At 71.5% G+C, this 14,053-nt stretch carries 11 protein-coding genes; 4 read left to right on the plus strand and 7 right to left on the minus strand.

The annotated features are described in order from the left end of the window. Window positions 1–27 precede the first annotated feature (27 nt). Together ASG29_RS01440 and ASG29_RS01445 are read right to left on the minus strand one after the other, a co-directional pair. Entirely contained in the window at window positions 28–282 is a 255-nt protein-coding gene (locus tag ASG29_RS01440; RefSeq protein ID WP_055979127.1) for an RNA-binding S4 domain-containing protein, read from the minus strand. Further along, complete coding sequence (locus ASG29_RS01445; protein ID WP_055979130.1) at window positions 279–2,750, minus strand: helicase-related protein; 2,472 nt, start codon at window positions 2,748–2,750, stop codon at window positions 279–281. Before ASG29_RS01445 ends, ASG29_RS01440 begins: the two co-directional genes overlap by 4 nt. A 214-nt stretch (window positions 2,751–2,964) precedes the next feature. On the opposite strand from ASG29_RS01445, the gene ASG29_RS01450 reads away from it, so the two are divergent. Further along, window positions 2,965–4,443 carry a M23 family metallopeptidase gene (locus ASG29_RS01450; protein WP_055979133.1) on the plus strand — a complete coding sequence of 493 codons (1,479 nt, stop codon included), beginning with the start codon at window positions 2,965–2,967 and terminating at the stop codon, window positions 4,441–4,443. A 139-nt stretch (window positions 4,444–4,582) separates the two neighbouring features. On the opposite strand, the gene ASG29_RS01455 is transcribed toward ASG29_RS01450, so the two are convergent. From ASG29_RS01455 to ASG29_RS01475, 5 genes are all read right to left on the minus strand, one after another. Next, a complete protein-coding gene (locus ASG29_RS01455; RefSeq protein WP_055979135.1) occupies window positions 4,583–6,229 on the minus strand; it encodes an ATP-binding protein in 1,647 nt (548 codons plus the stop codon). A gap of 92 nt (window positions 6,230–6,321) precedes the next feature. Further along, entirely contained in the window at window positions 6,322–7,224 is a 903-nt protein-coding gene (locus ASG29_RS01460; protein WP_055979138.1) for a pirin family protein, read from the minus strand. Beyond that, complete coding sequence (locus ASG29_RS01465) at window positions 7,206–7,685, minus strand: NUDIX hydrolase (RefSeq protein WP_055979141.1); 480 nt, start codon at window positions 7,683–7,685, stop codon at window positions 7,206–7,208. Before ASG29_RS01465 ends, ASG29_RS01460 begins: the two co-directional genes overlap by 19 nt. Beyond that, on the minus strand, window positions 7,682–10,462 hold the full coding sequence (locus ASG29_RS01470; protein WP_082515547.1) for an ATP-dependent DNA helicase: 2,781 nt from the start codon (window positions 10,460–10,462) through the stop codon (window positions 7,682–7,684). The genes ASG29_RS01465 and ASG29_RS01470 overlap by 4 nt, the downstream gene beginning before the upstream one ends. Further along, window positions 10,447–11,598, minus strand: a complete 1,152-nt coding sequence (locus ASG29_RS01475) for an AAA family ATPase (protein ID WP_055979144.1) — start codon at window positions 11,596–11,598, stop codon at window positions 10,447–10,449. Before ASG29_RS01475 ends, ASG29_RS01470 begins: the two co-directional genes overlap by 16 nt. A 106-nt stretch (window positions 11,599–11,704) precedes the next feature. Between ASG29_RS01475 and sucC the strand changes: the two genes are divergently transcribed. The 3 genes from sucC to ASG29_RS01490 are packed head-to-tail and all read left to right on the plus strand — an operon-like array spanning window position 11,705 to window position 13,948. After that, window positions 11,705–12,904 carry an ADP-forming succinate--CoA ligase subunit beta gene (gene sucC / locus ASG29_RS01480; RefSeq protein WP_055979147.1) on the plus strand — a complete coding sequence of 400 codons (1,200 nt, stop codon included), beginning with the start codon at window positions 11,705–11,707 and terminating at the stop codon, window positions 12,902–12,904. Window positions 12,905–12,913: 9 nt separating this feature from the next. Continuing rightward, entirely contained in the window at window positions 12,914–13,156 is a 243-nt protein-coding gene (locus ASG29_RS01485; protein WP_055979151.1) for a hypothetical protein, read from the plus strand. 45 nt (window positions 13,157–13,201) lie between these two features. Then, a complete protein-coding gene (locus tag ASG29_RS01490; RefSeq protein WP_055979154.1) occupies window positions 13,202–13,948 on the plus strand; it encodes an electron transfer flavoprotein subunit beta/FixA family protein in 747 nt (248 codons plus the stop codon). The last annotated feature ends 105 nt before the right edge of the window (window positions 13,949–14,053 follow it).

The following is a 14,053-nucleotide window of genomic DNA, read 5'->3' on the forward strand; positions in this document are numbered from 1 at the left end:
ATGCCCGTGAGGCGCGCAAACGGATTCTCAACCAGCAATCAATTCCTGATAGCATTCCCGCGCCTCCGCCGGCGGCCCGCGCCGCGTCGGCAGCGCCTCGATCCGCAGCACGCGCACGCGCCCCGCGGTCATGAAGGTCAGGACGTTGCCGACGCGCACCGGATGATGCGAGCGGTCGACCGCGCGCCCGTCGATGCGCAAATGGCCGTCGACCGCCATCGCCTGCGCCAGCACGCGCGTCTTGGCCAGCCGCGCATGCCACAGGAACACGTCCAGCCTCATCCGCCGCCCATCAACCCCGCCAGCCCCGCGAACGCCCCCGTCGCCACCACCGGCGCGGATCGCGGCCGCGCCCGCCCGCGCCAGACATAGCCGTCGCCCGCGGGGCGGAAGCCCAGTTCGGCCATCAACCGCGCGATCGTCTCCGGCTCCAGCCCCATCGACACCGCCAGCGCGGGATCGGGCACGAACGCCGCGCGGCCCCCCTTGCCGTCCGTGCCGCGCGCGTCATGCGCCCCGCGCGCGATCCGCTCGACCAGGTCGATCCGCACCGCCTGCGCCGCCAGCGGGCGGAATCCCATCGCGGCGGTCGCGCCGGGCGTGCCGCGCGGCAGCGTCGTCGCGCTGGCGGGCGGTGCGGGCGCCACGACCCCCTGCGCCGCCAGCAGCGCCCGCCGCCAGCCGTGCGCGCCGGGTTTCAGCAGGCGGGGATCGAACAGGTCCAGCGCGCCGATCGTCACGCCGCGCTTGCGCAACCATGCGCGCGCGGGCGCGGGCAGGTCCAAAAGCGCCGCCGCCAGCGGCAGGCGTGCGGCAAAGCCCGCCCCCGCCTCCACCGCGCCCGCGATGCTGCGCAACGCCGGTCCCGCCTCCGCCGCACGCGTCGCCCCGGCCATCGCGGCCAGCGACGGCAGCGTGCGCGCGATCGCGTCCGCGACCCAGCGCCGCACGCGCACCGTCACCGCCTCCCGCATCCGCGCGTCGAGGCAGTCGAGATCGGCGTCCAGCACGACAGCCGGTCGCGCCAGCGACGCCCCGCGCGCCAGCCGCGCGACCGTCACCGCCCCCGCCAGCACCGCGCCGTCCTCGCCCAGCGCGAAGGCATCGTCCGCCGCCGCGACCAACGCCTCCGCCCGCCGCCGCCGCTCCGCCGCCAGCCGGTTCTCCGCCGCCGCCAGCAACCGCCGCTTGTCCGCGCCGCGCGCATCGGGCGCAACGGTGAAGCGGAAGCCGTCGAGCCGACCGATCGTGTGCCCCGCAATTGCGACCTCGCCGTCCGCCTCGATCGTCACCGGCAGGTCGCCGACGCCCGCGCCGATCGACCGCATCAGCGCGCTGGTGCGCTTGTCCACGAACCGCTGCGTCAGGCTGGCGTGCAGCGCGTCGGACAGGCGCTCCTCCACCGCCTGCGTCCGCGCCGCCCAGTGCGCGGGATCGGCCAGCCAGTCGGGGCGCTGCGCGATATAGGCCCATTTGCGGATGCCGGAGATCCGCCCCGCGATCGTCTCCACATCGCCGTCGACGCGGTCCAGCCGCGCGACCTCGTCCGCGAACCATTGCTGCGGCAGGTATCCCGCCGACAGGTGCCCGAACACGCGCCCGACGAAGCGCGCGTGCGGGTCCACGCCCGACTTCTCGAAATCGGGGATGCCGCACGCCGCCCACAACCGGTCGACCTGCCCCCGCGCGCGGTCCGCCACGCCCGGCTCCTCCGCCAGCCGGCGCAGCACCTTCAGGTCCAGCGCCTCGGGCGCCGCGCGCAGCCGCTCGTGATCGGGCTTGCGCGACAAGGACGCGACCAGCGCGTCCAGCGTCGACAGGTCGGGCGCGCCGTCGCGCCAGAACAACGTCTCCAGCGGGGGGAAGCGATGCCCCTCGATCCGCTGCACCTCCTCCGGCTCGAACGCGTCGGGGCCTTCCTCCGCGAGTGCGCCGAACGTCCCGTCGCGCTGGTGCCGCCCCGCGCGCCCCGCGATCTGCGCCATCTCCGCCACGGTCAGGCGGCGGCGGCGCTGCCCGTCGAACTTGGTCAGGCCCGCGAAGGCGACATGCCCGACGTCCAGGTTCAGGCCCATGCCGATCGCGTCGGTGGCGACCAGGTAGTCGACCTCGCCCGCCTGGAACATCGCGACCTGCGCGTTGCGCGTGCGCGGGGACAGCGCCCCCATCACCACCGCCGCCCCGCCGCGCAACCGCCGCAGCATTTCCGCGGTGGCATACACTTCCTCGGCGGAGAAGGCGACGATCGCGGACCGCCGCGGCAGCCGCGACAGCTTCTTCGCACCCGCATAGGAAAGCGTCGAGAACCGCGGCCGCTGCACGATCTCCGCCTCGGGCACCAGCGCGCGCAGGACGGGGCGCAACGTGTCCGAACCCAGGATCATCGTCTCCTCGCGCCCGCGGGCGTGGAGCAGCCGGTCGGTGAAGACGTGCCCGCGCTCGCGATCCGCGCCCAGCTGCGCCTCGTCCACCGCGACGAAGGCCAGGTCGCGCTGCATCGGCATGGATTCGGCGGTGCACAGGAACCAGCGCGCGTCCTTGGGCACGATGCGTTCCTCGCCCGTCACCAGCGCGACGCTGTCCCGCCCCTTGATCGCGACCACCCGATCGTACACCTCGCGCGCCAGCAGGCGGAGCGGGAAGCCGATCATCCCGCTGGAATGCGCGCACATCCGCTCGATCGCGAGATGGGTCTTGCCCGTGTTGGTCGGGCCCAGCACTGCCGTGACCCGAGTGTCGTGTGCGCCCATGATGGACGGAACATCGGGCCGGGCGCGGGGCAATGCAATGCGTTTCGGGAAGGACACGACGATCGGTCGCGGCCCATCGCACCGCGCCAACCGTTCGCCGCAGCACGACTCCGCCGGCCCCTCGGTTAATTTGACTTTAGCATCTGCCCCCCACAGTGCTCCGACCCGGCGCCGGGGGGTATTCGGCGACAGATTTTGGGGGCGTCGCCGACACGTGTTCCTGCGCGAACAACAGGGCCTGGAACTTGCCGGGGCCGCGGGTGGGCGCAGCTTCGGCCGCGCACTGGTGCCTATCGCGGAACGGCCGTGGACCGAACGCCTGCGCGTCGCCGCGTTGCAGACCGACTGGGTCCCCGATCTCGGGCAGCGGATCGGTACGCGCGACTGGTGGCGCGGCCTGGCCACCTGCACCGCCCTGTGCGGCGCGGCCTGGATGCTCTCGCCCGGCTGGCGCCCGATCCTCGGCTATGCCGCCCCCGCGATCGGCGGCGCGGCGTTCGAGGAGACGCGGACGCAGGGGATCGCCCCGCTCGCCTATGGCGCCACCACCGGCCGCCGCATGGCCGCGGGCTCGCTGGTGCGCCAGCTCAAGGAAACGCCCGAGCGTCCGACGATCGAGCTGACCGCCGCGCTCGCCGACGGCGACACGCTGCCGCAGGCGTTGCAGCGCGCCGGGATCGGCCGGAACGAGGCCGCGACGGTCGCAAACCTCGTGTCCGGCGCGGTGCGCGTCGATTCGCTGAAACCCGGCACCGTCCTGTCGCTGACGCTCGGCCGCCGCCCGACGAAATTGCAGCCGCGCCCGCTGGACCATCTCGCCTTCCGCGCCGCCTTCGACCTTGAACTCGCGGTCACGCGCACCGGCGACGCGCTGTCGCTCGACCGCCGCCCGATCGCGATCGACCGTACACCGCTGCGCGTGCGCGGCGTGGTCGGGCCCAGCCTGTATCGCTCCGCCCGCGCCGCGGGCGTGCCCGCGCGGCTGGTGGAGGCGTATATCAGGGCGCTGGCGACCCGCATCCCGATCGCGGACGTCGCCGCGTCCGACACGTTCGACCTGGTCGCGGACCAGCGCCGCGCCGCGACCGGCGAGGTGGAGACGGGCGCGTTGCAGTTCGCCGGGCTGGACCAGGGCGGCAGGCGCCTGCAACTCGTCCGCTGGGACGGCCGGAACCCCGACGGGGACGGCGGCTCCTTCTGGGACGCCAACGGGCGGTACGAGACGCGCGGCACGATGGGGATGCCCGTCGCGGGACGCGTCACGTCCACGTTCGGGATGCGTTTGCACCCGCTGCTCGGCTTCATGCGGATGCACAAGGGCATGGACATCGGCGCTCCGCACGGCGCGCCGATCCTCGCCGCGGTCGACGGCGTCGTCGCCTTCGCCGGGCGATCGGGCGGCTACGGCAATTTCATCAAGCTGGCGCATCCCGGCGGGCTGGCCAGCGGCTACGGCCACATGAGCCGCTTCGCGGTCCGCGCGGGGCAGCGCGTGCGGCGGGGGCAGGTGATCGGATACGTCGGCTCCACCGGCATCTCCACCGGCCCGCACCTGCATTGGGAAGTGTGGAAGAACGGCCGCCCGGTCAACCCGCGCTCGATCTCGCTCGCCAGCATCCAGACCCTGTCGGGCGACACGCTGCGCGCGATGCGCGCGAAGATCGCGCGGTTGCTGAGCACGCCGGCGAGGTAGTCGCCTCCCCTCCCTTCAAGGGAGGGGTCGGGGGTGGGTGGCGTCCGGGTGATACGGACAGACCATGTCTGACCGCGCCGTATCGTCAGGCCCGAACCCACCCCAACCCCTCCCTTGAAAGGGAGGGGCTAAGACCGACTTACCGCCCCTGCGCCCGCCAGCGCTGGATCGTGCGCGCGATGATATTCTCCTCGTCGCCCGATTGCTTCCACAGGGTCGAGAAGACCGGATCGTCGGACGCCGGGCGCTTGTCGTCGTCCAGCGCGTCGAACGCGACGCGGATCGGGATCGCGACGCCCTCGCCGCAGATGATGCATTCGCGGTTGCGCAACGCGGGGATCGAATCGAGGAAGCCGCGCGCGCCCTCGGGCATCGCGGCGCGCACGAACGCCTGGTCGCGATCGTTGTTCAGGCGCATCGAGATGATCGTGCCGCATTGCGACAGCACGCCTTCGGCCAGGTCCGACGGCCGCTGCGTGATGAGGCCCAGCGACACGCCGTACTTGCGCCCCTCCTTCGCGATCCGCCCCAGGATGCGCGCGACCGACGATCCGGCGTCGTCGCGCGGGATGTAGCGGTGCGCCTCCTCGCACACCAGGAGGACGGGCCGCTGCGGCTCGTTGCGCGACCAGATCGCGAAGTCGAACACCATCCGGCTCAGCATCGCGACGACCACGCTGGTGATCTCGCTCGGCACGCCCGACACGTCGATGATGCTGATCGGCTTCCCGTCGCCCGGAAGGCGGAAGACGCGGCCGATGAAATTGGCCATCGTATCGGCGACCAGCATGCCGGAGAACATGAAGCCGAAGCGCGGGTCCGCCTTGATCTCGTCGATCTTGTTCTTCAACCGCAGGTACGGCGCGGTGTCGCCCGCGCGGTCCATCTTCCCCATCTCCTGCTGGATCAGCTGCGACAGGTCGCTGAGCATGTAGGGGATCGGCGCGTCGACGGTCAGTTTCGGGATGTCCTGCGCGACGCGGTTCTTCGCCCGCGCGGCCAGCAGGCACTTGGCCAGGATGTCGGCGTCGATCTGCCGGTCCGACCCGGTGGAGGTCAGCAGGACCTCGCAATGCTCCTCCAGGTTCATCAGCCAGTACGGCATGTTCAGGTTCGACACGTCGTACAGCGCGCCGTTGGTCCGGAACGCCGCGCTATATTCGCCGTGCGGATCGATCATCACGATATGGCCCTGCGGCGCCAGCTGGCAGATGCGATGCAGGATCAGCGCGGCGGACGTCGACTTGCCCGTGCCGGTCGAACCCAGCAGCGCGAAGTGCCGGCCCAGCATCGCATCGACGAACAGCGATCCGCGCACGTCCTTCGTCGGATAGACGAGGCCGACCTCGATATTGGGTTTGTCCGACGCGGCATAGACCTGCTTCAGGTCCGCGCCCGTCACTGCGAAGACCTCCGCCCCCGGCATCGGATAGCGGGTCACGCCGCGGCGGAAATTGTACAATTTGCCCGTCAACCGCTCCTCGTCGCCCTCGCCCAGGAAATCGACCGTGGCGGCGACGCGGTCCATCTGCCCCGGGGCCAGGCCCAGCGAGCGGATGCTGGCGAGCAGCCACGACTGGCCGACGCGCACCTTCATCTGCCCGCCGACCTGCCCGGCGGTGGCCAGGACCGGATCGACGTTGTCCGTCAGCGCGTTCAGCGCCGCCAGGTCGAACACCACCTCGCTGCGCGATCCCGCGATCTCGGCCACATAGCCGATCGCCTCGCCCGCGCTGTCGACGGGTGCGGGGGCGGGCTGGAAGGCGTGCGGCGAAAGGTCGTTCATGGCGCGGTCCCGTACTGGTCGAGCAGGGGAACCTACGGCATTTTCCTTAAGGGAAGCCTGTCGGCACCCGCGACGAGCGGACCTGTGCGTGCCTATGGATAGCTGACGGTCTTGGGCGCCTCGGGCAGGTCGATGCGCTCCGCATCGTCGCCGGGCACGGTGGCGAACTCGCCCGCCTTCCACGCGCGACGTGCCTCGCGGATCGCCTCGCGGTCCGAATGGACGAAATTCCACCACACGTGCCGCGGCGTCGCGAACGCCGCGCCGCCCGCCAGCATGACGCGCCCGCCCGCCGCGGAACGCAGCGTCGCGCGCGTGCCGGGACGCAGGACGTACAATCGCTGCGGTTCCAGCGTCAGGCCGTCGAGCGACGCGTCCCCGGCGGCCAGGTATATCGCGCGCTCGTCCGTACTGGCGTCGATCGGCGCGGCGCCCCCCGCCTCCAGCAGGATGTCGGCATAGATCGTGTCCGCCCACGCCGTCACCGGGGACGTCGCGCCCCACAACGTGCCCATCACCACGGTCGCGCGCGCGCCGGGCGTCTCGACCACCGGCATGTCGGGGGCCGCGACATGCTGGAACGCGGGCGCCACGTCCTCCTTCCCGTCGGGCAGGGCGAGCCAGGTCTGGATCCCCGACAGGCTGGGGCCGGCGGGGCGCGCATCGTCGGGCGACCGTTCCGAATGGACGATGCCCGTACCCGCGGTCATCAGGTTCACCGCGCCGGGCGTGATCCGCTGATCGGTGCCCAGCGAATCGCGGTGCCGGAACGCCCCCTCGAACAGCCAGGTCACGGTCGACAGCCCGATATGGGGGTGCGGGCGCACGTCGACGCCGTCGCCGGGGGGCAGGTGCGCAGGCCCCATCTGGTCGAAGAACAGGAACGGCCCCACCATCGTGCGGTCGCGATGCGGCAGCGTGCGGTGGACCTTGAACCCGCCCAGGTCGTGGGTGACGGGGGCGAGCGTTTGCAGGATCAGGTCGTCGCGTTGCACCGGTCGGTCTCCGCCAGCATGTCGGGAAGATCGGCGGGGTAGATCGTTTCGGGCCAGTCCGCCAGTTCGGCGCGATCGAACCAGCGCGCGCCCGCCATGATGCGGCGTTCCTGCTCGGTCAGCGCCCCGGCGACCACGTCGTGCGCCGCCACGTCGACCCGGAACCAGCGTTCGTCCGCGGTCACCTCCACCCGCTCGAAGGTCAGGAAATCGACCACGCGCCGCGCGACCTGCGGCCCGCAATCGACGTCCAGCCCCGTCTCCTCCCACAATTCGCGCCGCGCCGCCGCCTCGTAACTCTCCCCCGGATCGACCGCGCCGCCGGGCGTGCACCACAGCGGCGGACGATCGTCGGGGGTGAAGCGGAACAGGAGCACGCGTCCGGCGGCGTCGACCAGCAGGATCCGTGCGGCGGGGCGCGGGGTACGCGCCGCCTGTCCATTCCCACCAGCCGCCGTCACGGCTGCGCGACCGACGCGGTCGCCGTCGGACCCGCGACCCGTTCCCCCCGCCGCGCCGCGACCCGCGCCACCGCTTCCTCCAGCGGCACGCGCACCACGGGCACCCCCGGCGGGAAGGCGTCGAGCAGGCGCGAGGGCATCGCGGCGGACAGCAGCACGAACGCCCCGCCGTCGCCGTTGCGCCGCACCAGCCGCCCGAACGCCTGCGCCAGCCGCGCGCGCACGATCCGATCGTCGTACGCGCTGCCGCCCCCCGCCAGCCGCCGCGCGGCGTGCAGCACGGTGGGCTTGGGCCACGGCACCCCCTCCATCACCACCAGCCGCAGCGAATCGCCCGGCACGTCCACCCCGTCGCGCAGCGCGTCGGTGCCGAACAGGCTGGCATGCGCATCGTCGCGGAAGATATCGACGAGGGTCCCGGTATCGACCGGATCGACATGCTGCGCATGCAGCGGCAGGCCCGCGCGCGCCAGCCGGTCCGCGACGCGCGCATGGACGCCGCGCAGCCGCCGGATCGCGGTGAACAGTCCCAGCACGCCGCCGCCCGCCGCCTCGACCAGCCGGGCATAGGCGTTGGCGAGGCTGGCGACGTCCCCGCGCTTCACGTCGGTGACGACGATGACCTCGGCGTGCGCAGCGTAATCGAACGGGCTGTCGACCGCGAAATGCCCCGCCCCACGCGGCAGGTGCGGCGCGCCGACGCGCGCCTCCGCCGTCGTCCAGTCGCCGCCCGCAGTCAGCGTCGCCGACGTAACGAGCGCGCCGTGCGCGGGCTTCAGCACGATCTCCGCGAACGGCTTCGTCGGGTCGAGCCAGCGGCGGTGGAGCCCCGCGTCGATCTCCCGCCCCTCGATCCGGTCGACCGCCAGCCAGTCGACATGCGCGGGGTCCGCCGGCCCGCCGATCCGCGCCAGCAGCGACAGCCACGCCGCCACCGTCTCCGCCCGCCAGCCGAGCGAGGCGATCGCGCCCTCCACCCGCGCCCGCGCGGGCGCGTCGAGCCAGTCGGGCGCGTCGGCCAGCACCGCCTCCATCCGCCGCCCCAGCGCGACCATCGGCCGCAGCAGCGCGTCCAGCGCCTGCGCGCACGCCGCCGCCGCCTCGATCAGCTCGGGCGACGGCTCGGCCAGCTCGGTCTCCAGCCCGTAGCCCGCATCCGCCCCCGATTCCGCGCGCGCGAAGACCAGGCCGCGCACCGCCGCCAGCAGATGCTCGACCGCGCCGAACGGCGCCCCCTCGCCCAGCCGCGCGAGCCAGCCGTCGCTCGCCAGCGCCTGCGCCGCCGCCACGATCTCCTGCACCGCGAGGCCGCCCTGCTCGTCGTAACTGGCCAGGTCGGACAGGCGCGCCTGCAACCCGCGCCGCCGCCCGCGCGACCCGCTTTCGGGACCGACGATCCAGCGGCGCAGCTCGATCGTCTCCTGTCCGGTCAGCGCAGTGCCGAACATCGCGTCGGCGGCATCGAACAGGTGATGCCCCTCGTCGAAGACGTACCGCGTCGGCCGCGTCGACGTCTCGCGCCCGCGCGCGGCGTTGACCATGACGAGCGCGTGGTTGGCGATGACCAGATCCGCCTCGGCGGACGCGCGCGCGGCATGTTCGATGAAGCATTTGCGATAATGCGGGCAGCCGGCGTAGACGCACTCCCCGCGCCGGTCGGTCAGCGCGGTGGAGCCGTTACGGCGGAACAGGGTGGTCAGCCATCCGGGCAGGTCGCCCCCCACCATGTCGCCGTCCGCGCTATACGCCGCCCAGCGCGCGACCAGCTGCGCCAGCACCGCCGCGCGCCCCGCGAACCCGCCCTGCAACGCATCCTCCAGGTTCAGCAGGCACAGGTAGTTCTCCCGCCCCTTGCGCGTGACGACCTTCGCCTTGCGGACCGCGGGATCGGGGTGGAGCCGCCGCGTCTCGTGCCCCAACTGGCGTTGCAGCGCCTTGGTATAGGTCGACACCCACACCGCGCCGCCCGCCTGTTCCGCCCACAGGCTGGCGGGCGCGAGATAGCCCAATGTCTTCCCGATGCCCGTCCCCGCCTCCGCCAGCATCAGGTTCGGCGCGTCGCGCATCATTCGCGGCTGGAACGCGGTGGCCGCCGCGGCGGCATAGGCGCGCTGCCCCCCGCGCGCCTCCGCCCCCGCACCCGTCAGCCGGTCGAGCCGCTCGCCGATCGCCTCCACCGCCAGCGTGACCGTGCGCGGCGCGGGGCGCGGCGCGCCCTCCTGCCATTCGGGCAGGCGCGAGAACAGCCAGCGCTCATTCTCCTTCGGCTTCGCGATCCGCTGCGCCACCTGCGGCGCCCACGGCCAGCGCAGTCGCAGCAAGGATTGCGCCGCGGTCCACGCCCCCTCGCGCTCCGGCCAGTCGGCATCGACGGTGGCGAGCAATCGCTGCGTCGCCGCCAGCAGGAACCCAGCGACCGCCGATTCCGCGTCCGGCACCGGCAATCCCGCTGCCTCCGCCAGCCCCTTCGCGGTCGGCACCATGAAGCGCGCGGGATGCAGGAAGGCGAACAGTTCCAGCACGTCCAGCCCGAAAATGTCGGCATAGCCCAGCCGCTGTCCGATCAGCGGCGCGTTCATCAGCACGACGGGCGTGTCCGCCGCGATCCGGATCGCCTCCCCCCGCGACACCGCGCGCGTCTCCCCGTCGCGGGCGATCCAGATGCCCGAATGGCTGGCGTGGAGCGCGGGATGGGGGAACGGCGGCACCGCCGGGAGGTGCGCGAGCGGGAACGGATTGGCAACAGGTAAGTGGCGCGGCGTCAGCGCGTCGGCCATGTCCAGCGATACGGCGGATCGACGTCGCCGCGCACGACGGTCTCGCCGCAATCCTTGTCCAGCCGGAAACGGCGCGCATCGCGATCCGACGCCAGCGCGTCGACCAGCGCCTCGCTATGCGACACCACGACGATCTGGCACCTCCGCGCCGCTGTCGCCAGCAATCGCGCCAGCGGATCGATCAGCGACGGGTGCAGGCTGGATTCCGGTTCGTTCAGGATCAGCAGTTCGGGCCGGCTCGGCGCGAGCAACGCGGCGCACAGCAGGATGTACCGCAACGTACCGTCGGACAGCTCGCCCGCGCGCAGCGGGCGCAGCAATCCCCGCTGCCGCATCGCGACGCTGCCGTCGTCGCCCGGCGCGATCGACGAATCGGGGAAGGCGTCCGCGATCGCGTCGTGGAACGCATCGGCCTCCCCGATCGCGTCGATCGTCGCGATCGCCGCGGCCAGATCGGCGCCGTCGTCCGCGAGCGCGGGGGTATAGGTCAGCACCTGCGGCCGCCGCGCCGGCGCACCCGCGTCGGTCCGGAGGTTGTCGTAGAACCGCCACCCGCGCATCCGCTCGCGCATCAGCAGCAGTTCCAGGCCGTCCTCGCGATCGGCCGAATGCGTCACCATGCTGTCGAACGGGAGCAGGTCGGTCAGCCCGGTTTTCCATTCGCCCGTTGCCGCGCTGCGCACCCGCACCATGCGGTCGCGCCGCTCCGCGAACAGGTTGGCGCGGCCCAGGGCACCGCCCGACCACATCGCCTCCACCTTTATTTCCGGATCGAGCGCGAAGGCGCCGCCGCCGCTGGGCAGGCCGAGGTCGATGGCATAGCCCAGGTCAGCACCCGCGAATCCCAGCCGCAGGCTGACCGGGCCGGACCGAACAATTCCCTGGATCGGCACGTCGCCCGCGCGCATTTCCCGGCTGATCCGTTCCGGCCCCGCCCACAGCGTCGACGGCAGCCCGCCCTCGCGCGCCAGCGAGTTGACCAGCCGCCCCTGCGCCACGTCGCCCAGCAGGCGCAGCGCGCGGTAGATGCTCGACTTTCCCGTCCCGTTCGCCCCGGTGACGATCGTCAGCCGGCCGAGCGGCAGCGCGATGTCCCTGAGCGAGCGATATCCCGATATGGCCAGTTGTTCGATCATCGCCCGTCCCCGCCCGCTTCCGCCGCATCGCGCCGTGGGGGTGGATTCGCCCTCCCCCATGTGCTTTAGGCCCGGATAACTCCCGTTATCCTGAGGTAGCGCCCCCATGAACATCCACGAATATCAGGCCAAGGAATTGCTGGCCAAGTTCGGTGTACCCGTTCCGGCCGGCTTCGCCGCGCTGAGCGTCGAGGAAGCCGTCGCGGCGTCGAAGAAGCTGCCCGGGCCGCTGTACGTGGTGAAGGCGCAGATCCACGCCGGCGGGCGCGGCAAGGGCAAGTTCAAGGAACTGGGTCCCGACGCCAAGGGCGGCGTCCGGCTGGCCAGGAGCGAGGACGAGGTCCGCGCCGCCGCCGCCGACATGCTGGGCAACACATTGGTGACGATCCAGACCGGCGACGCGGGCAAGCAGGTCAATCGCCTGTACGTGACCGACGGCGTCGACATCGCGAAGGAATTCTACCTCGCACTCCTCGTCAACCGCGCCACCAGCCGCATTTCCATGGTCGTCTCGACCGAGGGCGGGATGGACATCGAAACCGTCGCGCACGACACGCCGGAGAAGATCGTGTCGATCGACATCGATCCCGCCACCGGCCTGATGCCGCACCACGGCCGCGCGGTCGCCGCCGCGCTGGGGCTGACCGGCGACCTGGCCAAGCAGGCGGCGAACGTCGCGGCGAAGCTGTACGACGCGTTCCTGGGCACCGATGCGGAGCAGATCGAGATCAACCCGCTGGCGGTGACGGACGACGGCAAGCTGCTGGTACTCGACGCCAAGGTCGGCTTCGACGGCAACGCCCTGTTCCGCCACAAGGACCTGATGGAGCTGCGCGACGAGACCGAGGAGGATCCCGCGGAGCTGGAGGCCAGCAAGTACGACCTGGCCTATATCAAGCTGGACGGCGACATCGGCTGCATGGTCAACGGCGCGGGCCTCGCCATGGCGACGATGGACATCATCAAGCTGAACGGCATGTTCCCCGCCAACTTCCTCGACGTCGGCGGCGGCGCGAGCAAGGAGAAGGTGACCGCGGCGTTCAAGATCATCCTCGCCGATCCCGCGGTGAAGGGCATCCTGGTCAACATCTTCGGCGGCATCATGAAGTGCGACATCATCGCGGAGGGCATCGTCGCCGCGGCGAAGGAAGTGAACCTTTCGGTGCCGCTGGTGGTTCGTCTCGAAGGCACGAACGTGGAGAAGGGCAAGGAAATCCTCTCCACCTCGGGCCTCGCCATCGTCCCCGCCAACGACCTGGGCGACGCGGCGAAGAAGATCGTGGCCGAGGTGCAGAAGGCGGCGTAGGACAAGGGCATGAGCGACAACGTCGAGAAGCTGATGCCGGAGCATCTCAAGCGCTTCCAGGGAACGCTCGACCGGATCGAGCGCGACCTGCGCGAAGTGAAGGGGCGCGTGGCCAACCTTGAGGGCGGCCAGGCGTCGATCATCCAGCATCTCGCCCATTTCTCGGCGGCGGACGCGGCCCAGCAACTGACGATCGACAATATCAGCGACCGGCTCGACCGGATCGAACGACGGCTCGAACTGGCGAGCTGATCTTCCTCCCCGGGAAAAGCGCGCACAGGTCTTTTGGAGAGAGCAATGAAGGTAATCGTGCCGGTCAAGCGCGTGCTTGACTATAACGTGAAGCCCCGCGTGAAGGCGGACGGGTCGGGCGTCGACCTGGCCAACGTCAAGATGTCGATGAACCCTTTCGACGAGATCGCGGTCGAGGAGGCGATCCGCCTGAAGGACAAGGGCGTGACCGAGATCGTCGTCGTCTCGATCGGCGAGGCGAAGGCGCAGGAGACGCTGCGCACCGCGCTGGCGATGGGCGCCGACCGCGCCATCCTGGTGACGTCGGAGGAGAAGGTGGAGCCGCTGGGCGTCGCCAAGCTGCTCGCCAAGATCGTCGAGGAGGAACAGCCGCACCTGGTGATCCTCGGCAAGCAGGCGATCGACGACGACAATAATCAAACCGGGCAGATGCTCGCGGGGCTGCTCGGCTGGGGCCAGGCAACCTTCGCGTCGAAGGTCGAACTGTCCGCCGACACCGTGAAGGTGACGCGCGAGGTCGACGGCGGTCTGGAGACGGACAGCTTCAAGCTGCCCGCGATCGTCACCACCGACCTGCGCCTGAACGAGCCGCGCTACGCCTCGCTGCCCAACATCATGAAGGCGAAGTCGAAGCCGCTCGCGCAGAAGACGCCCGCCGACTACGGCGTCGACGTGACGCCGCGCCTGAAGACGCTGAAGGTCGTCGAACCGGCCAAGCGCACCGCGGGCGTGAAGGTCGCGGACGTCGACGAGCTGGTCGGCAAGCTGAAGGCCATGGGCATCGCGAAGTAGCACGGGGCATCCGCCCCACCCCCGTTCGGGCTGAGCGCAGGCGAAGCCCACGCACCGCCGTTCGGACGAGCCCTTCGACGTCGCTCAGGGCGAACGAATCGCGGG

The organism is Sphingomonas sp. Leaf412, from assembly GCF_001425405.1.
GTDB lineage: Bacteria > Pseudomonadota > Alphaproteobacteria > Sphingomonadales > Sphingomonadaceae > Sphingomonas.